The following is a 21,623-nucleotide window of genomic DNA, read 5'->3' as shown; positions in this document are numbered from 1 at the left end:
GAAAGTCGCCGACCTCTATATCTCAAAACTAACTCAGTGAGTTACGTTTGAGATATTTGCTCTTTAAAAATCTGGATCAAGCTGAAAATTGAAACGACACGCTGCGTCTGTTCTCCGTAAATAAGAACAGAATGACGGTGTGTTCGAGTCTCTCAAATTTTCGCAATCATGAAGTGAAACATCTTCGGGTTGTGAGGTTAAGCGACTAAGCGTACACGGTGGATGCCCTGGCAGTCAGAGGCGATGAAGGACGTGCTAATCTGCGATAAGCGTCGGTAAGGTGATATGAACCGTTATAACCGACGATTTCCGAATGGGGAAACCCAGTGCAATTCGTTGCACTATCGTTAAGTGAATACATAGCTTAACGAAGCGAACCGGGGGAACTGAAACATCTAAGTACCCCGAGGAAAAGAAATCAACCGAGATTCCCCCAGTAGCGGCGAGCGAACGGGGAGGAGCCCAGAGTCTGAATCAGTTTGTGTGTTAGTGGAAGCGTCTGGAAAGTCGCAGGGTACAGGGTGATACTCCCGTACACAAAAACACACAGGCTGTGAACTCGAAGAGTAGGGCGGGACACGTGGTATCCTGTCTGAATATGGGGGGACCATCCTCCAAGGCTAAATACTCCTGACTGACCGATAGTGAACCAGTACCGTGAGGGAAAGGCGAAAAGAACCCCGGCGAGGGGAGTGAAACAGAACCTGAAACCGTGTACGTACAAGCAGTAGGAGCCCACTTGTTGGGTGACTGCGTACCTTTTGTATAATGGGTCAGCGACTTATATTCTGTAGCAAGGTTAACCGAATAGGGGAGCCGCAGGGAAACCGAGTCTTAACTGGGCGTTAAGTTGCAGGGTATAGACCCGAAACCCGGTGATCTAGCCATGGGCAGGTTGAAGGTTGGGTAACACTAACTGGAGGACCGAACCGACTAATGTTGAAAAATTAGCGGATGACTTGTGGCTGGGGGTGAAAGGCCAATCAAACCGGGAGATAGCTGGTTCTCCCCGAAAGCTATTTAGGTAGCGCCTCGTGAATTCATCTTCGGGGGTAGAGCACTGTTTCGGCTAGGGGGTCATCCCGACTTACCAACCCGATGCAAACTACGAATACCGAAGAATGTTATCACGGGAGACACACGGCGGGTGCTAACGTCCGTCGTGAAGAGGGAAACAACCCAGACCGCCAGCTAAGGTCCCAAAGTCATGGTTAAGTGGGAAACGATGTGGGAAGGCACAGACAGCCAGGATGTTGGCTTAGAAGCAGCCATCATTTAAAGAAAGCGTAATAGCTCACTGGTCGAGTCGGCCTGCGCGGAAGATGTAACGGGGCTAAACCATGCACCGAAGCTGCGGCAGCGACACTATGTGTTGTTGGGTAGGGGAGCGTTCTGTAAGCCGTTGAAGGTGGCCTGTGAGGGTTGCTGGAGGTATCAGAAGTGCGAATGCTGACATAAGTAACGATAAAGCGGGTGAAAAGCCCGCTCGCCGGAAGACCAAGGGTTCCTGTCCAACGTTAATCGGGGCAGGGTGAGTCGACCCCTAAGGCGAGGCCGAAAGGCGTAGTCGATGGGAAACAGGTTAATATTCCTGTACTCGGTGTTACTGCGAAGGGGGGACGGAGAAGGCTATGTTAGCCGGGCGACGGTTGTCCCGGTTTAAGCATGTAGGCGGGCGTTTTAGGTAAATCCGGAACGTCATTTAACGCTGAGGTGTGATGACGAGGCACTACGGTGCTGAAGTAACAAATGCCCTGCTTCCAGGAAAAGCCTCTAAGCATCAGGTAACATCAAATCGTACCCCAAACCGACACAGGTGGTCAGGTAGAGAATACCAAGGCGCTTGAGAGAACTCGGGTGAAGGAACTAGGCAAAATGGTGCCGTAACTTCGGGAGAAGGCACGCTGATGGTAAGTGAAGTGACTTGCTCATGGAGCTGAAATCAGTCGAAGATACCAGCTGGCTGCAACTGTTTATTAAAAACACAGCACTGTGCAAACACGAAAGTGGACGTATACGGTGTGACGCCTGCCCGGTGCCGGAAGGTTAATTGATGGGGTTATCCTCGCGGAGAAGCTCTTGATCGAAGCCCCGGTAAACGGCGGCCGTAACTATAACGGTCCTAAGGTAGCGAAATTCCTTGTCGGGTAAGTTCCGACCTGCACGAATGGCGTAATGATGGCCAGGCTGTCTCCACCCGAGACTCAGTGAAATTGAACTCGCTGTGAAGATGCAGTGTACCCGCGGCAAGACGGAAAGACCCCGTGAACCTTTACTATAGCTTGACACTGAACACTGGTCCTTGATGTGTAGGATAGGTGGGAGGCTTTGAAGTGTGGACGCCAGTCTGCATGGAGCCATCCTTGAAATACCACCCTTTAATGGCTGGTGTTCTAACGTGGACCCGTGATCCGGGTTGCGGACAGTGTCTGGTGGGTAGTTTGACTGGGGCGGTCTCCTCCTAAAGAGTAACGGAGGAGCACGAAGGTTAGCTAATCCTGGTCGGACATCAGGAGGTTAGTGCAATGGCATAAGCTAGCTTGACTGCGAGCGTGACGGCGCGAGCAGGTGCGAAAGCAGGTCATAGTGATCCGGTGGTTCTGAATGGAAGGGCCATCGCTCAACGGATAAAAGGTACTCCGGGGATAACAGGCTGATACCGCCCAAGAGTTCATATCGACGGCGGTGTTTGGCACCTCGATGTCGGCTCATCACATCCTGGGGCTGAAGTAGGTCCCAAGGGTATGGCTGTTCGCCATTTAAAGTGGTACGCGAGCTGGGTTTAGAACGTCGTGAGACAGTTCGGTCCCTATCTGCCGTGGGCGCTGGAGAATTGAGGGGGGCTGCTCCTAGTACGAGAGGACCGGAGTGGACGCATCACTGGTGTTCGGGTTGTCATGCCAATGGCATTGCCCGGTAGCTAAATGCGGAAGAGATAAGTGCTGAAAGCATCTAAGCACGAAACTTGCCCCGAGATGAGTTCTCCCTGACCCTTTAAGGGTCCTGAAGGAACGTTAAAGACGATGACGTTGATAGGCCGGGTGTGTAAGCGCAGCGATGCGTTGAGCTAACCGGTACTAATGAACCGTGAGGCTTAACCTTACAACGCCGAAGATGTTTTGGCGTGAGAGATGATTTTCAGCTTAGATTACAGATTTTCGGGAACGAAAGATTTTACGCAGAGGCAAGGCGGCAAATGAAGGAAAGGAAGGAGCATACTGGAGTATGTGACTGACTTTACGAATGCAGCCAACACAGCATCGGTGTAAAAGATTCGTTTCTGACAACAGAATTTGCCTGGCGGCGACAGCGCGGTGGTCCCACCTGACCCCATGCCGAACTCAGAAGTGAAACGCCGTAGCGCCGATGGTAGTGTGGGGTCTCCCCATGTGAGAGTAGGGAACTGCCAGGCATTAATCAAGTGAAGAGCCCATCCGTCAGGATGGGCTTTTTGCGTTTTTGTATACCAAAAATTTTATGTTTGTCAGAATTGCCAGGTCGCCATAGTAGAGAGTTATCGCTAACGTACTACTGACAATCAGGCAAGCCTTCCCCTGCTATATACGGTAAACTAATGCTGATTTTGCATCAGGAAACCACTATGAACCACTCCCTCAAACCTTGGAATACCTTTGGCATAGACTGTTCGGCCAGAGAGCTTGTACGCGTGGAAAACGAGCAACAGCTGGTTGCTGTCTGGCAAAAGGCTGTTACAGCAAAACAACCTGTTTTGATCCTGGGAGAAGGAAGCAATATTCTCTTCCTGGAGGATTATTCTGGTACGGTAATTATCAACCGTATCATGGGTATAGAGGTTAATGAAACAGCTGATGCCTGGCATTTGCATGTTGGGGCAGGGGAGAACTGGCATCGGTTGGTGCAATTCGCGTTGAATAATAAAATGCCTGGTTTGGAAAATCTTGCATTAATCCCTGGCTGTGCCGGATCCTCTCCGATTCAAAACATTGGTGCCTATGGAATTGAATTACAGAGCGTTTGCCAGTATGTCGATTGCGTTGAGTTAGCCACTGGTCAGAAACGACGCTTTTCCGCCGCTGAGTGCCGCTTTGGCTATCGCGACAGTATTTTCAAGCATGAGTATAAGGACCTCTACGCTATTGTGGCCGTAGGCCTAACTTTGGCAAAAGTATGGCGACCGGTCTTAACTTACGGTGATTTAACCCGCCTTGATCCTGAAAATGTTACGCCGTATCAGGTTTTTGATTCCGTTTGTCACATGCGAATGACTAAGCTTCCTGATCCAAAAGTGACGGGTAATGCGGGCAGTTTCTTTAAGAATCCGGTGATTAGTGCTGAAAATGCGCAAGGTTTGTTGGCGCAATATCCAGGTATTCCTCACTACCCGCAGCCTGATGGCAGCATAAAGCTGGCAGCAGGATGGCTCATCGATCAATGTCAGCTTAAAGGCAAGGTAATTGGCGGTGCAGCGGTACACAACCAACAGGCATTGGTATTGATTAATTACGATCGGGCAATCAGTGAAGATGTGGTTAAATTAGCCCACTATGTTCGCCAGCAGGTTGGGGATAAGTTCAATGTCTGGCTACAACCGGAAGTGCGTTTTATTAGCAAAACAGGTGAAGTCGATGCGGAGGGGGTCATTGCATGAAAGATTATACCGTTCCTCTGACGTTGATATCGATACTGGCCGATGCTGAGTTTCACTCAGGTGAGCAACTTGGCGAGCGCTTAGGAATGAGCCGGGCGGCAATCAATAAACATATTCAAACCTTGCGCGACTGGGGAGTTGATGTATTTACCGTCCCAGGTAAAGGCTACAGCTTGCCGGAACCTATACAGCTATTAGACGAAGAACAGATTTCGAAGCAGATTGAAAATGGACGGGTAACCGTGCTACCAGTTATTGACTCTACGAATCAGTATTTACTGGATAGGCTTAGTGAACTGCAGTCTGGTGATGCTTGCGTAGCGGAATATCAACAGGCTGGTCGTGGTCGTAGGGGACGTAAGTGGTTCTCGCCGTTTGGTTCTAACATATACCTTTCAATGTACTGGCGTCTTGAGCAGGGGCCCGCTGCCGCCATTGGTTTGAGTTTGGTCATCGGGATTGTGATTGCCGAGGTACTTCAAAGCCTGGGGGCCGATAAAGTACGGGTGAAATGGCCGAATGATCTCTATTTGCAGGATCGGAAACTGTCAGGGATCCTGGTGGAACTGACGGGTAAAACCGGTGACGCTGCACAGATAGTCAGCGGGGCAGGTATCAATCTCATGATGCGTCGCGTGGAGTCTGATGTTGTTAATCAAGGTTGGATCAGCTTACAGGAAGCAGGAATCTCTATCGATAGGAATACTCTGGCCGCGCGGTTGATTAAAGAATTGCGGGCTAGTCTGCAGCTTTTTGAACAGGAAGGTTTGGCACCGTATCTAAAACGCTGGGAAAAGTTAGATAACTTTATTAATCGTCCGGTTAAACTTATTATTGGTGATAAAGAAATTTTTGGTATTTCCCGCGGGATTGATGCTCAAGGAGCCTTATTGCTGGAACAGGGTGGAGTAGTAAAACCCTGGATTGGTGGTGAGATATCTTTGCGCAGCGCTGAATGAAAAAAGGGAGCTAACGCTCCCTGTCTTATTTTCGTAATCGAACTTGATTGACGGAATGATTTGCACTTTTAGTCATTATAAGACTAGCTCGCTCACGAGTTGGAAGAATGTTTTCCTTTAAATTCAAAAGATTAATCTCATTCCATAACGATGTGGCAATGTTGATAGCTTCATCTTTAGAAAGCTGTGCGTAATTATGGAAATAAGAGTCGGGGTCGGTAAATGCCCCTTCGCGAAATTTCAGAAAACGATTGATATACCATGTTTTGAGCAAGTCTTCTGGCGCATCGACATAAATTGAAAAATCAACAAAATCTGAAACAAATACATGATGTGGATCGTGTGGGTAATCCATTCCACTTTGTAAAACATTTAATCCTTCAAGAATTAAAATATCCGGCTGGGTAACTGTTTTATCTCCATCAGGAATAACATCATAAATTAGATGTGAATAGACTGGAGCAGTGGCGTTTGGAATGCCTGATTTCAGGTCGGAAACGAATTTAACTAAGCGATGCATGTCGTAAGACTGCGGGAAGCCCTTCTTCTTCATCAGGCCGCGTTCTTTCAATACTGCGTTAGGATGCAAAAAACCATCTGTAGTGATTAATTCAACATGGCGATGTTCGGGCCAGCGACTGAGTAAAGCTTGCAGCACGCGTGCAGTGGTACTTTTGCCGACAGCCACGCTACCCGCAATACTGATGATATAAGGGATGCGTTGACCATTGGTACCGAGGAATTGTTCCAGTACCGCCTGGCGGCGCAAGTTAGAACTGATATAAAAATTGAGCAAGCGCGACAGTGGCAAATAAATCTCTGCAACTTCTTCAAGGGAAAGATCTTCATTGATGCCTTTTAACCGCGTGATTTCTTCCTCTGCTAGTGTCATCGGAACAGAATCACGAAGTGCAGCCCATTGGTCGCGGTTAAATTGTAGGTACGGTGTCATTAACGTTTGCTCTTTTTGGCTCATAAGCATGTTCTTGCAGTCGCCGAATGAAAGAAAGGCGTGGGTGCTTCACACTAGTTAATCAGGACAATGGGCAGGAGGGTAACACCAGATTGCAAGGAATAATAAGAAAAAAACTCATTGAATGATGCTTTCTAACGGTAACCTCACAGAGGCGAGTGAGTTGGCGGCGGCATATAAAGTCTTCTACAGGGCTGTCAGTGTTAATTCACTGAGACCACGAGTAGCTCGTAGCGGTAAAGGTGTTATATCAAAAGGGGATTTTACATTTTAAGGAGTTACTGCTGAGCAACTTTGTGCGATGAATGGTGTATTTTTGTGCTTCGTTGTTTGAATTTACACCGTTTTTTCTCGATTAAGCACAAAATGTGAGCGATAGAACGTTTTATGCAATTTTTTAGTTGCATGAACTCTCAGGTCTCCCTAGAATGCGCGCTACTTGATGCCGACTTAGCTCAGTAGGTAGAGCAACTGACTTGTAATCAGTAGGTCACCAGTTCGATTCCGGTAGTCGGCACCATCAAGTGCCTGGTGGGGTTCCCGAGCGGCCAAAGGGAGCAGACTGTAAATCTGCCGTCATCGACTTCGAAGGTTCGAATCCTTCCCCCACCACCATCTTTCGGCAACGCTTTGCGAAGCCAGGGTTGATTGGTTAAACTAGTCAGCTCAAACAGAAAAAGAGATTCATCTCTTTTTTTTGTTATAGAAAGAACTGGGTAGCCGAGTTTCAGGATGCGGGCATCGTATAATGGCTATTACCTCAGCCTTCCAAGCTGATGATGCGGGTTCGATTCCCGCTGCCCGCTCCAAACGTGCTGATATGGCTCAGTTGGTAGAGCGCACCCTTGGTAAGGGTGAGGTCCCCAGTTCGACTCTGGGTATCAGCACCACTTCTTTATCTCTCCTCCCCTGTTTCTCTCTTTTATTGCATTCAACAAGTCGGGCATGTTGCCCGGTTGATGTGGTGATATCACCGATTTATCCGTGTCTTAGAGGGACAATCGATGTCTAAAGAAAAGTTTGAACGTACAAAACCGCACGTTAACGTCGGTACTATCGGCCACGTTGACCATGGTAAAACAACGCTGACCGCTGCAATCACTACCGTTCTGGCTAAAACCTACGGTGGTTCTGCTCGCGCATTCGACCAGATCGACAACGCGCCGGAAGAAAAAGCTCGTGGTATCACCATCAACACTTCTCACGTTGAATATGACACCCCGACTCGTCACTACGCGCACGTAGACTGCCCGGGCCACGCCGACTATGTTAAAAACATGATCACCGGTGCTGCGCAGATGGACGGCGCGATCCTGGTTGTTGCTGCGACTGACGGCCCGATGCCGCAGACCCGTGAGCACATCCTGCTGGGCCGTCAGGTAGGCGTTCCGTACATCATCGTGTTCCTGAACAAATGCGACATGGTTGATGACGAAGAGCTGCTGGAACTGGTTGAAATGGAAGTTCGTGAACTTCTGTCTCAGTACGATTTCCCGGGCGACGACACTCCGATCGTTCGTGGTTCCGCTCTGAAAGCGCTGGAAGGTGACGCAGACTGGGAAGCGAAAATCATCGAACTGGCTGGCTACCTGGATTCCTACATCCCGGAACCAGAGCGTGCGATTGACAAGCCGTTCCTGCTGCCGATCGAAGACGTATTCTCCATCTCCGGTCGTGGTACCGTTGTTACCGGTCGTGTAGAGCGCGGTATCATCAAAGTTGGCGAAGAAGTTGAAATCGTTGGTATCAAAGACACCGCTAAGTCTACCTGTACCGGCGTTGAAATGTTCCGCAAACTGCTGGACGAAGGCCGTGCTGGTGAGAACGTAGGTGTTCTGCTGCGTGGTATCAAACGTGAAGAAATCGAACGTGGTCAGGTCCTGGCTAAGCCGGGCTCAATCAAGCCGCACACCAAGTTCGAATCTGAAGTGTACATTCTGTCCAAAGACGAAGGCGGCCGTCATACTCCGTTCTTCAAAGGCTACCGTCCGCAGTTCTACTTCCGTACAACTGACGTGACTGGCACCATCGAACTGCCGGAAGGCGTAGAGATGGTAATGCCGGGCGACAACATCAAAATGGTTGTTACCCTGATCCACCCGATCGCGATGGACGACGGTCTGCGTTTCGCAATCCGTGAAGGCGGCCGTACCGTTGGCGCGGGCGTGGTTGCTAAAGTTCTCGGCTAATTGCTGATAACATTTGACGCAATGCGCAATAAAAGGGCATCATTTGATGCCCTTTTTGCACGCTTTCACACCAGAACCTGGCTCATCAGTGATTTTTTGAGCCATAATCATTGCTGAGACAGGCTCTGAAGAGGGCGTTAAGTCCGAAACGCAACAGAGCATTTCGGTTTGGTCGCCTCGCAATTCATGCGGGGTGAAGATAGTTGTCTGAATTCTTGTGACAGGTTGGTTTATGAGTGCGAATACCGAAGCTCAAGGGAGCGGGCGCGGCCTCGAAGCGATGAAGTGGACGATCGTTGTCGTGCTGCTGGTTGTGGCCATCGTCGGCAACTTCCTTTATCGTGACATTATGCTGGCAGTGCGTGCGCTGGCAGTCGTTATTCTGATCGCTGCAGCAGGTGGTGTCGCGCTGTTAACTACGAAAGGTAAGGCTACAGTCGCTTTCGCTCGTGAAGCGAGAACTGAAGTGCGTAAGGTTATTTGGCCTACTCGCCAGGAAACGCTGCACACTACGCTGATTGTTGCCGCAGTGACTGCTGTAATGTCGCTGATCCTATGGGGACTGGATGGTATTCTGGTTCGCCTGGTATCCTTTATCACTGGCCTGAGGTTCTGAGATGTCTGAAGCTCCTAAAAAGCGCTGGTACGTCGTTCAGGCGTTTTCCGGTTTTGAAGGTCGCGTAGCTACCTCGTTGCGTGAACATATCAAGCTACACAATATGGAAGAGTTGTTTGGTGAAGTCATGGTTCCGACCGAAGAAGTGGTCGAAATCCGTGGTGGCCAGCGTCGCAAAAGCGAGCGCAAATTCTTCCCTGGCTACGTTCTGGTCCAGATGGTGATGAACGACGCGAGCTGGCACCTGGTGCGCAGCGTACCACGTGTGATGGGCTTTATCGGCGGTACTTCTGACCGTCCGGCTCCAATCAGCGATAAAGAAGTGGACGCGATTATGAACCGTCTGCAGCAGGTCGGCGATAAACCGCGGCCGAAAACGCTGTTTGAACCGGGTGAAATGGTACGTGTTAGCGATGGTCCGTTTGCAGACTTTAACGGCGTGGTTGAAGAAGTTGACTACGAGAAGTCTCGCCTGAAAGTCTCTGTTTCTATCTTTGGCCGCGCAACTCCGGTTGAGCTGGACTTTGCCCAGGTAGAAAAAGCCTAACGGCCGATCAAAAAAGCAACGCTTTAATCGTTGCAAGGGGCGCGAAATTGACATACAATTTCGCGCCTTTTGTTTTTATGGGCCTTGTGCCCATAAAGCGATATTTATCACGGGGAGCCTTTTGAAGGCGCTACACCCAAACGAGGAAATTTAAATGGCTAAGAAAGTACAAGCCTACGTCAAGCTGCAGGTTGCAGCTGGTATGGCAAACCCGAGTCCGCCGGTTGGTCCAGCACTGGGTCAGCAAGGTGTGAACATCATGGAATTCTGCAAAGCGTTCAACGCAAAAACTGAATCCCTGGAAAAAGGTCTGCCGATCCCGGTTGTTATTACCGTTTACGCTGACCGTTCTTTCACTTTCGTTACCAAAACCCCGCCGGCAGCAGTTCTGCTGAAAAAAGCGGCTGGTATTAAGTCTGGTTCCGGTAAGCCGAACAAAGACAAAGTTGGTAAAATTTCCCGCGCTCAGCTGCAGGAAATCGCGCAGACCAAAGCTGCCGACATGACTGGTTCCGACATTGAAGCGATGACTCGCTCCATTGAAGGTACTGCACGTTCCATGGGCCTGGTAGTGGAGGACTAAGAAATGGCTAAACTGACCAAGCGCATGTCCGTGATTCGTGACAAAGTTGATGCGACCAAACAGTACGACATCAACGAAGCCATCACTCTGCTGAAAGAACTGGCCACCGCTAAGTTCGTTGAAAGCGTTGATGTTGCCGTTAACCTCGGCATCGACGCTCGTAAATCTGACCAGAACGTCCGTGGCGCAACTGTACTGCCGCACGGTACTGGCCGTTCAGTTCGCGTAGCCGTATTTGCCCAGGGCCCGAACGCTGAAGCAGCTAAAGCTGCTGGCGCAGAGCTGGTAGGTATGGAAGATCTGGCTGACCAGATCAAAAAAGGCGAAATGAACTTTGACGTTGTTATTGCCTCCCCGGATGCAATGCGCGTTGTTGGCCAGCTGGGCCAGGTTCTGGGCCCGCGCGGCCTGATGCCAAACCCGAAAGTTGGTACCGTAACTCCGAACGTTGCTGAAGCGGTTAAGAACGCTAAAGCAGGTCAGGTTCGTTACCGTAACGACAAAAACGGCATCATCCATACTACCATCGGTAAAGTGGATTTTGACGCTGATAAACTGAAAGAAAACCTGGAAGCTCTGCTGGTTGCGCTGAAAAAAGCAAAACCGACTCAGGCTAAAGGCGTGTACATCAAGAAAATCAGTATCTCCACCACCATGGGTGCTGGCGTTGCCGTTGATCAGTCCGGTCTGACTGCGACTGTGGCGAACTAATATTCGCCTTTACGTGGGCGGTGATTTTGTCTACAATCTTACCCCCACGATTCTGCTAATTGCAGACGTATATCCGAGATATTCAGGCTGTGGCAAGGCGACAACTGAGTGAATTGCCAGGAGCATAGTTAACTATGTGACTGGTGTGAACGAAGGCAGTCAACGCCGCCACAGATTGAATAGCGACAGATAGACAAGATTTGTTCGTTGGAGCCTGGCCTATCCAGGCCTCCGTCGAAGACCGCAGGTGTTTCGTCAGAAACTTAATCCCCTGCGTAGACGGTGACAGAACGCTAAGATTATTTTTGGATACTCTGGCTTGTTTCTGCTCACCGTATTAAGACGCTCTCCTCTTCGAGTTGAGTGAAGTGAGTTCCAGAGCATGAGCTCTGGCAAACATCCAGGAGCAAAGCTAATGGCTTTAAATCTTCAAGACAAACAAGCGATTGTTGCTGAAGTCAGCGAAGTAGCCAAAGGCGCGCTGTCTGCAGTAGTTGCGGATTCCCGTGGCGTAACTGTAGATAAAATGACTGAACTGCGTAAAGCAGGTCGTGAAGCTGGCGTTTACATGCGTGTTGTTCGTAACACCCTGCTGCGCCGCGTCGTTGAAGGTACTCCGTTTGAGTGCCTGAAAGACACGTTTGTTGGTCCGACCCTGATTGCATACTCTATGGAACACCCGGGCGCTGCTGCTCGTCTGTTCAAAGAGTTCGCGAAAGCGAATGCAAAATTTGAGGTCAAAGCCGCTGCCTTTGAAGGTGAGCTGATCCCGGCGTCGCAAATCGACCGCCTGGCAACTCTGCCGACTTACGAAGAAGCAATTGCACGCCTGATGGCAACCATGAAAGAAGCTTCGGCTGGCAAACTGGTTCGTACTCTGGCTGCTGTACGCGATGCGAAAGAAGCTGCTTAATCGCAGTTATCTTTGTAAAGCATCTGCTTACGTATAAACTTATTCTGATATTCAGGAACAATTTAAATGTCTATCACTAAAGATCAAATCATTGAAGCAGTATCCGCTATGTCCGTAATGGACGTTGTTGAGCTGATCTCTGCAATGGAAGAAAAATTCGGTGTTTCCGCTGCTGCTGCTGTAGCTGTAGCTGCTGGCCCGGCTGAAGCTGCTGAAGAAAAAACTGAATTCGACGTAATTCTGAAAGGTATCGGCGCTAACAAAGTTGCCGTTATCAAAGCAGTACGTGGCGCAACTGGCCTGGGTCTGAAAGAAGCTAAAGACCTGGTAGAATCTGCTCCGGCTGCTCTGAAAGAAGGCGTGAGCAAAGATGACGCTGAAGCACTGAAAAAATCTCTGGAAGAAGCTGGCGCTGAAGTTGAAGTTAAATAAGCCAACTTTTCCGGTTGCAGCCTGAGTAATCAGGCTGATGGCTGGTGACTTTTTGGTCACCAGCCTTTTTGCGCTGTAAGGCGCCAGTAGCATTTCACACTGTTTGACTACTGGTTGTCCTGACAATGCTTGTTTCTATAGACGACTTAATATACTGCGACAGGTTAGGGCTCCTGAGCTGTGTAAATTGCAATGAAATGGTTTAAGCGTGATAGAAACAGGTATTGCGGAAAGTGTTCCATTTTCCGGTCAACAAAATAGTGTTGCATAAAAAACTGCCTTATGTGGGCAGATGGGTCGACTTGTCAGCGAGCTGAGGAACCCTATGGTTTACTCCTATACCGAGAAAAAACGTATTCGTAAGGATTTTGGTAAACGTCCGCAGGTTCTGGACATACCTTATCTCCTTTCTATCCAGCTTGACTCGTTTCAGAAGTTCATCGAGCAAGATCCTGAAGGACAGTATGGTCTGGAAGCGGCTTTCCGTTCCGTATTTCCGATTAAGAGCTACAGCGGTAATTCTGAGCTGCAATACGTCAGCTACCGTCTGGGCGAACCTGTTTTTGACGTTAAAGAATGTCAGATTCGTGGCGTGACCTACTCGGCACCGCTGCGTGTAAAACTGCGTCTAGTGATCTACGAGCGCGAAGCGCCGGAAGGCACAGTCAAAGACATTAAAGAACAAGAAGTCTACATGGGCGAAATTCCGCTCATGACTGACAACGGCACCTTTGTTATCAACGGTACCGAGCGTGTTATCGTTTCTCAGCTGCACCGTAGCCCGGGCGTCTTCTTTGACTCCGACAAAGGTAAAACCCACTCTTCGGGTAAAGTGCTGTATAACGCGCGTATCATTCCTTACCGTGGTTCCTGGCTGGACTTCGAATTCGATCCGAAGGACAACCTGTTTGTACGTATCGACCGTCGCCGTAAACTGCCTGCGACCATTATTCTGCGTGCACTGAACTACACCACTGAGCAGATCCTTGACCTGTTCTTCGACAAAGTGGTCTTTGAAATTCGCGATAACAAGCTGCAGATGGAGCTCATTCCTGAGCGTCTTCGCGGTGAAACAGCTTCTTTTGATATCGAAGCCAACGGCAAATTGTACGTCGAAAAAGGCCGCCGCATCACTGCACGCCACATTCGCCAGCTGGAAAAAGACGATATCAAACATATCGAAGTTCCGGTTGAGTACATTGCAGGTAAAGTTGCATCTAAAGACTATGTTGACGCATCTACCGGTGAGCTGATCTGCTCTGCGAACATGGAGCTGAGCCTGGATCTGCTGGCGAAGCTGAGCCAGTCTGGCCATAAGCGCATTGAAACTCTGTTCACCAACGATCTGGACCACGGTGCATACATTTCTGAAACTGTACGCGTCGACCCAACCAACGATCGTCTGAGCGCACTGGTAGAAATCTACCGCATGATGCGCCCTGGTGAGCCGCCGACTCGTGAAGCAGCTGAAAATCTGTTCGAGAACCTGTTCTTCTCCGAAGACCGCTATGATCTGTCAGCGGTTGGCCGTATGAAGTTCAACCGCTCTCTGCTGCGTGATGAAATCGAAGGTTCCGGTATCCTGAGCAAAGAAGACATCATCGAAGTGATGAAAAAGCTCATTGATATCCGTAACGGTAAAGGCGAAGTCGATGATATCGACCACCTCGGTAACCGTCGTATCCGTTCCGTAGGCGAAATGGCGGAAAACCAATTCCGCGTTGGCCTGGTGCGTGTTGAGCGTGCGGTGAAAGAGCGTCTGTCTCTGGGCGATCTGGATACCCTGATGCCTCAGGATATGATCAACGCCAAGCCGATTTCTGCCGCGGTTAAAGAGTTCTTCGGTTCCAGCCAGCTTTCCCAGTTTATGGACCAGAACAACCCGTTGTCTGAGATTACGCACAAACGTCGTATCTCCGCACTCGGCCCAGGCGGTTTGACCCGTGAACGCGCAGGCTTTGAAGTTCGAGACGTACACCCGACTCACTACGGTCGCGTATGTCCTATCGAAACGCCTGAAGGTCCGAACATCGGTCTGATCAACTCCCTGTCCGTGTACGCACAGACTAACGAATACGGCTTCCTTGAGACTCCGTACCGTAAAGTAACCGACGGTGTTGTTACCGACGAAATTCATTACCTGTCTGCTATTGAAGAAGGCAACTACGTTATCGCTCAGGCGAACTCCAACCTGGATGACGAAGGCCACTTTGAAGAAGACCTGGTAACTTGTCGTAGCAAAGGCGAATCCAGCTTGTTCAGCCGCGACCAGGTTGACTACATGGACGTTTCCACCCAACAGGTGGTTTCCGTCGGTGCGTCCCTGATCCCGTTCCTGGAACACGATGACGCCAACCGTGCATTGATGGGTGCGAACATGCAACGTCAGGCGGTTCCGACTCTGCGTGCTGATAAGCCGCTGGTTGGTACCGGTATGGAACGTGCTGTTGCCGTTGACTCCGGTGTAACTGCGGTTGCTAAACGTGGCGGTCTGGTTCAGTACGTGGATGCCTCCCGTATCGTTATCAAAGTTAACGAAGACGAGATGTACCCGGGTGAAGCAGGTATCGACATCTATAACCTGACCAAATACACCCGTTCTAACCAGAACACCTGTATTAACCAGATGCCGTGTGTGTCTCTGGGTGAGCCAATTGAGCGCGGCGACGTGCTGGCAGATGGCCCGTCTACCGACCTCGGTGAGCTGGCGCTCGGTCAGAACATGCGCGTGGCATTCATGCCATGGAATGGTTACAACTTCGAAGACTCCATCCTCGTATCCGAGCGTGTTGTTCAGGAAGACCGTTTCACTACCATCCATATTCAGGAACTGGCATGTGTGTCCCGTGACACCAAGCTGGGGCCGGAAGAGATCACTGCTGACATCCCGAATGTGGGTGAGGCTGCGCTCTCCAAACTGGATGAATCCGGTATCGTTTACATTGGTGCAGAAGTCACCGGTGGCGACATTCTGGTTGGTAAGGTCACGCCGAAAGGTGAAACCCAGCTGACGCCAGAAGAGAAGCTGCTGCGTGCAATCTTCGGTGAGAAAGCGTCTGATGTTAAAGACTCTTCTCTGCGCGTACCAAACGGTGTTTCCGGTACGATTATCGACGTTCAGGTCTTTACCCGCGATGGCGTAGAAAAAGACAAACGTGCGCTGGAAATCGAAGAGATGCAGCTGAAGCAGGCGAAGAAAGACCTGTCTGAAGAATTGCAGATCCTCGAAGCTGGCCTGTTTGGACGTATCTACGCGGTGCTGGTTTCCGGTGGTGTTGAAGCTGAGAAGCTCGACAAACTGCCACGTGACCGCTGGCTGGAACTCGGCCTGACCGACGAAGAGAAACAAAATCAGCTGGAACAGCTGGCTGAGCAGTATGACGAACTGAAACACGAGTTCGAGAAGAAACTCGAAGCGAAGCGCCGCAAAATCACTCAGGGCGACGATCTGGCACCAGGCGTGCTGAAGATTGTTAAAGTATATCTGGCCGTTAAACGTCAGATCCAGCCTGGTGACAAAATGGCAGGTCGTCACGGTAACAAGGGTGTTATCTCTAAGATCAACCCGATCGAAGATATGCCTTACGATGAAAACGGCACGCCGGTAGACATCGTACTGAACCCACTGGGTGTACCGTCTCGTATGAACATCGGTCAGATTCTGGAAACCCACCTGGGTATGGCTGCGAAAGGTATTGGCGAGAAAATCAATGCCATGCTGAAACAGCAGCAAGAAGTCGCCAAACTGCGCGAATTCATCCAGCGTGCCTACGATCTGGGTACAGACGTTCGTCAGAAGGTCGATCTGAATACCTTCAGTGATGAAGAAGTTCTGCGTCTTGCTGAAAACCTGAAAAAAGGTATGCCGATCGCAACGCCAGTATTCGACGGTGCGAAAGAGTCTGAAATCAAGGAACTGTTACAGCTGGGTGGCCTGCCAACTTCCGGTCAGATCACGTTGTTTGACGGTCGTACCGGTGAGCAGTTCGAGCGCCAGGTAACCGTTGGCTACATGTACATGCTGAAACTGAACCACCTGGTTGATGACAAAATGCATGCGCGTTCTACCGGTTCTTACAGCCTGGTTACTCAGCAGCCGCTGGGTGGTAAGGCGCAGTTCGGTGGTCAGCGCTTCGGGGAGATGGAAGTGTGGGCGCTGGAAGCTTATGGCGCGGCATACACCCTGCAGGAAATGCTCACTGTTAAGTCTGATGACGTGAACGGTCGTACCAAGATGTATAAAAACATCGTGGACGGCAACCATCAGATGGAACCGGGCATGCCGGAATCCTTCAACGTACTGTTGAAAGAGATTCGCTCGCTGGGCATCAACATCGAACTGGAAGACGAGTAACTCTCGCTCAAACAGGTCACTGGTGCCGGGATAATTCCCGGCGCCAGATTGTGCTAACTCCGACGGGAGCAAATCCGTGAAAGATTTATTAAAGTTTCTGAAAGCGCAGACTAAAACCGAAGAGTTTGATGCGATCAAAATTGCTCTGGCCTCGCCAGACATGATCCGTTCATGGTCTTTTGGTGAAGTTAAAAAGCCGGAAACCATTAACTACCGTACGTTCAAGCCTGAGCGTGACGGCCTTTTCTGCGCCCGTATCTTTGGGCCGGTAAAAGACTACGAGTGCCTGTGCGGTAAGTACAAGCGCCTGAAACACCGTGGTGTGATCTGTGAGAAGTGCGGCGTTGAAGTGACCCAGACTAAAGTACGCCGTGAGCGTATGGGCCACATCGAACTGGCGTCTCCGACTGCGCACATCTGGTTCCTGAAATCGCTGCCGTCCCGTATCGGCCTGCTGCTCGATATGCCGCTGCGTGATATCGAACGCGTACTGTACTTCGAATCTTATGTCGTTATCGAAGGCGGTATGACCAACCTGGAACGTCAACAGATCCTGACTGAAGAGCAGTATCTGGACGCGCTGGAAGAGTTCGGTGACGAATTCGATGCGAAGATGGGTGCGGAAGCAATCCAGGCCCTGCTGAAAAGCATGGATCTGGAGCAAGAGTGTGAAACTCTGCGCGAAGAGCTAAACGAAACCAACTCCGAAACCAAGCGTAAAAAGCTGACCAAGCGTATCAAACTGCTGGAAGCGTTCGTGCAGTCTGGTAACAAACCAGAGTGGATGATCCTGACCGTTCTGCCGGTTCTGCCGCCAGATCTGCGTCCGCTGGTTCCGCTGGATGGTGGTCGTTTCGCAACTTCAGATCTGAACGATCTGTATCGTCGCGTGATTAACCGTAACAACCGTCTGAAACGTCTGCTGGATCTGGCTGCGCCGGATATTATCGTACGTAACGAAAAACGTATGCTGCAGGAAGCGGTCGACGCCCTGCTGGATAACGGTCGTCGCGGTCGTGCGATCACAGGTTCTAACAAACGTCCTCTGAAATCTTTGGCTGATATGATCAAAGGTAAGCAGGGTCGTTTCCGTCAGAACCTGCTCGGTAAGCGTGTTGACTACTCCGGTCGTTCTGTTATCACCGTAGGTCCATACCTGCGTCTGCATCAGTGCGGCCTGCCGAAGAAAATGGCACTGGAGCTGTTCAAACCGTTCATCTACGGCAAGCTGGAACTGCGTGGCCTGGCCACTACCATCAAAGCTGCTAAGAAAATGGTTGAGCGTGAAGAAGCTGTCGTTTGGGATATCCTGGACGAAGTTATCCGCGAACACCCGGTACTGCTGAACCGTGCACCAACCCTGCACCGTTTGGGTATCCAGGCATTTGAGCCAGTACTGATCGAAGGTAAAGCTATTCAGCTGCACCCGCTGGTTTGTGCGGCCTATAACGCCGACTTCGATGGTGACCAGATGGCTGTTCACGTACCGCTGACGCTGGAAGCCCAGCTTGAAGCGCGTGCGCTGATGATGTCTACCAACAACATCCTGTCTCCAGCGAACGGCGAGCCAATCATCGTTCCGTCTCAGGACGTTGTATTGGGTCTGTACTATATGACCCGTGACTGTGTTAACGCCAAAGGCGAAGGCATGGTGCTGACTGGCCCGAAAGAAGCTGAGCGTATTTATCGTGCTGGCCTGGCCTCTCTGCATGCGCGCGTTAAAGTGCGTATCACCGAGTACGAAAAAGATGAAAGCGGCGAATTCGTCGCGAAAACCAGCTTGAAAGACACGACCGTTGGCCGTGCCATTCTGTGGATGATCGTACCTAAAGGTCTGCCGTTCACCATCGTGAACCAGGCGCTGGGTAAAAAAGCGATCTCTAAGATGCTGAACACCTGTTACCGTATCCTGGGCCTGAAACCAACCGTTATTTTTGCGGACCAGACGATGTACACCGGCTTTGCTTATGCAGCGCGTTCAGGTGCATCCGTTGGTATTGATGACATGGTCATCCCGGAGAAAAAATACGAGATCATCAGCGAAGCGGAAGCTGAAGTTGCTGAGATTCAGGAACAGTTCCAGTCTGGTCTGGTAACTGCGGGCGAACGCTATAACAAAGTTATCGATATCTGGGCTGCGGCGAACGATCGTGTATCTAAAGCGATGATGGATAACCTGCAAACTGAAACCGTGATTAACCGTGACGGCGAAGAAGAGCAGCAGGTTTCGTTCAACAGCATCTACATGATGGCCGACTCCGGTGCGCGTGGTTCTGCTGCACAGATTCGTCAGCTTGCTGGTATGCGTGGTCTGATGGCGAAGCCGGATGGCTCCATCATCGAAACGCCAATCACCGCGAACTTCCGTGAAGGTCTGAACGTACTTCAGTACTTCATCTCCACGCACGGTGCGCGTAAAGGTCTGGCGGATACCGCACTGAAAACAGCGAACTCCGGTTACCTGACTCGCCGTCTGGTTGACGTTGCCCAGGACCTGGTTGTCACTGAAGACGACTGTGGCACCCTGGAAGGCATCACCATGACCCCGGTTATCGAGGGTGGTGATGTTAAAGAACCGCTGCGCGATCGCGTACTGGGTCGTGTGACTGCTGAAGACGTTCTGAAGCCGGGCACCGCGGACATTCTGGTTCCACGCAATACGCTGCTGCACGAGCACTGGTGTGACCTGCTGGAAGAGAACTCCGTTGACTCCGTCAAAGTGCGTTCCGTTGTATCCTGTGACACCGACTTTGGTGTATGTGCGCACTGCTACGGTCGTGACCTGGCGCGTGGCCACATCATCAACAAAGGTGAGGCCATCGGCGTTATCGCGGCACAGTCCATCGGTGAGCCGGGTACACAGCTGACGATGCGTACATTCCACATCGGTGGTGCGGCATCTCGTGCGGCTGCTGAATCCAGCATCCAGGTGAAAAACAAAGGTAGCATCCGTCTGAGCAATGCGAAGTCGGTTGTGAACTCTGCCGGTAAGCTGGTCGTGACCTCTCGTAACACCGAGCTGAAGCTGATCGACGAATTCGGTCGTACCAAAGAGAGCTATAAAGTTCCTTACGGTGCGGTGATGGGCAAAGGTGATGGTGAGCAGGTTGCTGGCGGGGAAACCGTAGCGAACTGGGATCCGCACACCATGCCGGTAATCACTGAAGTAAGTGGTTTCATCCGCTTTACTGACATGATTGACGGCCAGACTATTACTCGTCAGACCGACGAGCTGACCGGTCTGTCTTCGCTGGTGGTTCTGGATTCTGCAGAGCGTACAGCGGGTGGTAAAGACCTGCGTCCGGCCCTGAAAATCGTTGATGCTAACGGTAACGACGTTCTGATCCCTGGCACCGATATGTCTGCGCAGTACTTCCTGCCAGGTAAAGCGATCGTCCAGTTGGAAGATGGCATCCAGATCAGTGCGGGTGACGCTTTGGCGCGTATTCCTCAGGAATCCAGCGGTACCAAGGATATCACCGGTGGTCTGCCGCGTGTTGCGGATCTGTTCGAAGCGCGTCGTCCGAAAGAGCCAGCAATCCTGGCGGAAATCAGCGGCATCATTTCCTTCGGTAAAGAAACCAAAGGGAAGCGTCGTCTGGTTATCACTCCGTTAGACGGTAGCGATCCGTATGAAGAGATGATTCCGAAATGGCGTCAGCTCAACGTGTTCGAAGGCGAACGTGTAGAACGTGGTGACGTGGTTTCCGACGGTCCGGAAGCACCGCACGACATCCTGCGTCTTCGTGGCGTACACGCGGTAACGCGTTACATCACCAACGAAGTACAGGACGTATATCGTCTGCAAGGCGTTAAGATTAACGATAAACACATTGAAGTTATCGTTCGTCAGATGCTGCGTAAAGCGACCATCGAAAGTGCTGGTAGCTCCGACTTCCTGGAAGGCGAGCAGGTTGAATACTCCCGCGTCAAGATTGCTAACCGCGATCTGGAAGCGAACGGCAAAGTGGCGGCAACTTATTCCCGCGACCTGCTGGGTATCACCAAAGCGTCTCTGGCAACCGAGTCGTTCATCTCTGCAGCATCGTTCCAGGAGACCACGCGTGTCCTGACCGAAGCAGCCGTTGCGGGTAAACGCGACGAACTGCGTGGCTTGAAAGAGAACGTCATCGTGGGTCGTCTGATCCCGGCCGGTACTGGTTATGCTTACCACCAGGATCGTATGCGCCGTCGTGCAGCAGGCGAACAGCCAGCTGTACCGCAGGTAAGTGTTGAAGAAGCTTCAGCTAACCTGGCAGAACTGCTGAACGCAGGTCTGGGTGGTTCCGACAACGATTAATCGTTGATTCGTTAAGCGCTTAAAAAGCCAGTCGGGTTTCCTGACTGGCTTTTTTTATTGTCATTTCTGAACATGGACTATCTTCTCAGAGGGCTGTCATTTAGCGCCTGCCAACCGATCGGCATTCTTTATTATATCCATTTTAGTTTACATTTTATTAATATTAACACCTCAATTAATTATCAATTAATCATTAAGATAAATTATCAATTGCTATTTATTAATTGCGTCATCAATTGATAGGCGGAAATTCTACACGTATCAAAAAATAAGATCCGCAAACTCTATATAGTCAAAAAACTCAAATAATCATGTGATTACTTTCCCTGTTTTTTTCGGTTTACCACAACTGAGGATATTGCTGCGCCTGTCGAAAAGGCGATAGAGGAGGTGAGCAAATAAAAACAAAGCGTGAG

Annotated in this window: 12 protein-coding genes, 4 tRNA genes and 2 rRNA genes; 17 read left to right on the top strand and 1 reads right to left on the bottom strand. The window is 50.5% G+C overall.

Translation table 11 applies throughout. The features are described from left to right. Positions 1 to 195 precede the first annotated feature (195 nt). From DA718_RS27955 to birA, 4 genes are all read left to right on the top strand, one after another. Positions 196 to 3,102, top strand: a 23S ribosomal RNA gene (locus DA718_RS27955). A 194-nt stretch (positions 3,103 to 3,296) separates the two neighbouring features. Beyond that, a 5S ribosomal RNA gene (gene rrf / locus DA718_RS27950) occupies positions 3,297 to 3,412 on the top strand. A 189-nt stretch (positions 3,413 to 3,601) separates the two neighbouring features. Continuing rightward, complete coding sequence (murB, locus tag DA718_RS27945; RefSeq protein WP_112217422.1) at positions 3,602 to 4,630, top strand: UDP-N-acetylmuramate dehydrogenase; 1,029 nt, start codon at positions 3,602 to 3,604, stop codon at positions 4,628 to 4,630. Next, entirely contained in the window at positions 4,627 to 5,589 is a 963-nt protein-coding gene (gene birA, locus DA718_RS27940) for a bifunctional biotin--[acetyl-CoA-carboxylase] ligase/biotin operon repressor BirA (RefSeq protein WP_112217423.1), read from the top strand. The genes murB and birA overlap by 4 nt, the downstream gene beginning before the upstream one ends. A 25-nt stretch (positions 5,590 to 5,614) precedes the next feature. On the opposite strand, the gene coaA is transcribed toward birA, so the two are convergent. Next, entirely contained in the window at positions 5,615 to 6,565 is a 951-nt protein-coding gene (gene coaA / locus DA718_RS27935) for a type I pantothenate kinase (RefSeq protein ID WP_112217424.1), read from the bottom strand. A gap of 441 nt (positions 6,566 to 7,006) precedes the next feature. Here coaA and DA718_RS27930 point away from each other — a divergent pair. The 13 genes from DA718_RS27930 to rpoC all read left to right on the top strand — a co-directional run bounded on the left by DA718_RS27930 (position 7,007) and on the right by rpoC (position 21,207). Continuing rightward, a tRNA-Thr gene (locus DA718_RS27930) sits at positions 7,007 to 7,082 on the top strand. A gap of 10 nt (positions 7,083 to 7,092) precedes the next feature. After that, positions 7,093 to 7,177, top strand: a tRNA-Tyr gene (locus tag DA718_RS27925). A 119-nt stretch (positions 7,178 to 7,296) separates the two neighbouring features. Continuing rightward, positions 7,297 to 7,371, top strand: a tRNA-Gly gene (locus DA718_RS27920). A gap of 5 nt (positions 7,372 to 7,376) precedes the next feature. Then, positions 7,377 to 7,452: transfer RNA gene (locus DA718_RS27915), tRNA-Thr, on the top strand. A gap of 114 nt (positions 7,453 to 7,566) precedes the next feature. Continuing rightward, positions 7,567 to 8,751, top strand: a complete 1,185-nt coding sequence (tuf, locus tag DA718_RS27910) for an elongation factor Tu (RefSeq protein WP_130624411.1) — start codon at positions 7,567 to 7,569, stop codon at positions 8,749 to 8,751. Positions 8,752 to 8,983: 232 nt separating this feature from the next. Next, on the top strand, positions 8,984 to 9,367 hold the full coding sequence (gene secE / locus DA718_RS27905) for a preprotein translocase subunit SecE (protein ID WP_004097638.1): 384 nt from the start codon (positions 8,984 to 8,986) through the stop codon (positions 9,365 to 9,367). Position 9,368: 1 nt separating this feature from the next. Next, complete coding sequence (gene nusG, locus DA718_RS27900) at positions 9,369 to 9,914, top strand: transcription termination/antitermination protein NusG (RefSeq protein ID WP_002438628.1); 546 nt, start codon at positions 9,369 to 9,371, stop codon at positions 9,912 to 9,914. Positions 9,915 to 10,068: 154 nt separating this feature from the next. Further along, complete coding sequence (gene rplK / locus DA718_RS27895; protein ID WP_004097640.1) at positions 10,069 to 10,497, top strand: 50S ribosomal protein L11; 429 nt, start codon at positions 10,069 to 10,071, stop codon at positions 10,495 to 10,497. A 3-nt stretch (positions 10,498 to 10,500) separates the two neighbouring features. Beyond that, positions 10,501 to 11,208 carry a 50S ribosomal protein L1 gene (gene rplA, locus DA718_RS27890; RefSeq protein WP_112217116.1) on the top strand — a complete coding sequence of 236 codons (708 nt, stop codon included), beginning with the start codon at positions 10,501 to 10,503 and terminating at the stop codon, positions 11,206 to 11,208. A gap of 415 nt (positions 11,209 to 11,623) precedes the next feature. Beyond that, positions 11,624 to 12,121, top strand: a complete 498-nt coding sequence (rplJ, locus tag DA718_RS27885; RefSeq protein WP_004097644.1) for a 50S ribosomal protein L10 — start codon at positions 11,624 to 11,626, stop codon at positions 12,119 to 12,121. 66 nt (positions 12,122 to 12,187) lie between these two features. Further along, on the top strand, positions 12,188 to 12,553 hold the full coding sequence (gene rplL / locus DA718_RS27880; protein WP_049842133.1) for a 50S ribosomal protein L7/L12: 366 nt from the start codon (positions 12,188 to 12,190) through the stop codon (positions 12,551 to 12,553). A 325-nt stretch (positions 12,554 to 12,878) separates the two neighbouring features. Then, entirely contained in the window at positions 12,879 to 16,907 is a 4,029-nt protein-coding gene (rpoB, locus tag DA718_RS27875) for a DNA-directed RNA polymerase subunit beta (protein ID WP_112217117.1), read from the top strand. Between the two features lie 76 nt (positions 16,908 to 16,983). Then, positions 16,984 to 21,207: a DNA-directed RNA polymerase subunit beta' gene (gene rpoC, locus DA718_RS27870; protein ID WP_112217118.1), complete on the top strand. Its 4,224-nt coding sequence runs from the start codon at positions 16,984 to 16,986 to the stop codon at positions 21,205 to 21,207. Positions 21,208 to 21,623 lie beyond the last annotated feature (416 nt).

Origin of the sequence: Klebsiella huaxiensis (genome assembly GCF_003261575.2) — a bacterium.
Lineage (GTDB): Bacteria > Pseudomonadota > Gammaproteobacteria > Enterobacterales > Enterobacteriaceae > Klebsiella > Klebsiella huaxiensis.
The sequence above is the reverse complement of the archived record's forward strand: the minus strand, read 5'-3'. Positions and strand labels throughout refer to the sequence as shown.

Coding starts and splice junctions, on each gene's coding strand:
- murB (WP_112217422.1), top strand. CDS start 3,602: ATGAACCACTCCCTCAAACCTTGGAATACCTTTGGCATAGACTGTTCG.
- birA (WP_112217423.1), top strand. CDS start 4,627: ATGAAAGATTATACCGTTCCTCTGACGTTGATATCGATACTGGCCGAT.
- coaA (WP_112217424.1), bottom strand. CDS start 6,565: ATGAGCCAAAAAGAGCAAACGTTAATGACACCGTACCTACAATTTAAC.
- tuf (WP_130624411.1), top strand. CDS start 7,567: ATGTCTAAAGAAAAGTTTGAACGTACAAAACCGCACGTTAACGTCGGT.
- secE (WP_004097638.1), top strand. CDS start 8,984: ATGAGTGCGAATACCGAAGCTCAAGGGAGCGGGCGCGGCCTCGAAGCG.
- nusG (WP_002438628.1), top strand. CDS start 9,369: ATGTCTGAAGCTCCTAAAAAGCGCTGGTACGTCGTTCAGGCGTTTTCC.
- rplK (WP_004097640.1), top strand. CDS start 10,069: ATGGCTAAGAAAGTACAAGCCTACGTCAAGCTGCAGGTTGCAGCTGGT.
- rplA (WP_112217116.1), top strand. CDS start 10,501: ATGGCTAAACTGACCAAGCGCATGTCCGTGATTCGTGACAAAGTTGAT.
- rplJ (WP_004097644.1), top strand. CDS start 11,624: ATGGCTTTAAATCTTCAAGACAAACAAGCGATTGTTGCTGAAGTCAGC.
- rplL (WP_049842133.1), top strand. CDS start 12,188: ATGTCTATCACTAAAGATCAAATCATTGAAGCAGTATCCGCTATGTCC.
- rpoB (WP_112217117.1), top strand. CDS start 12,879: ATGGTTTACTCCTATACCGAGAAAAAACGTATTCGTAAGGATTTTGGT.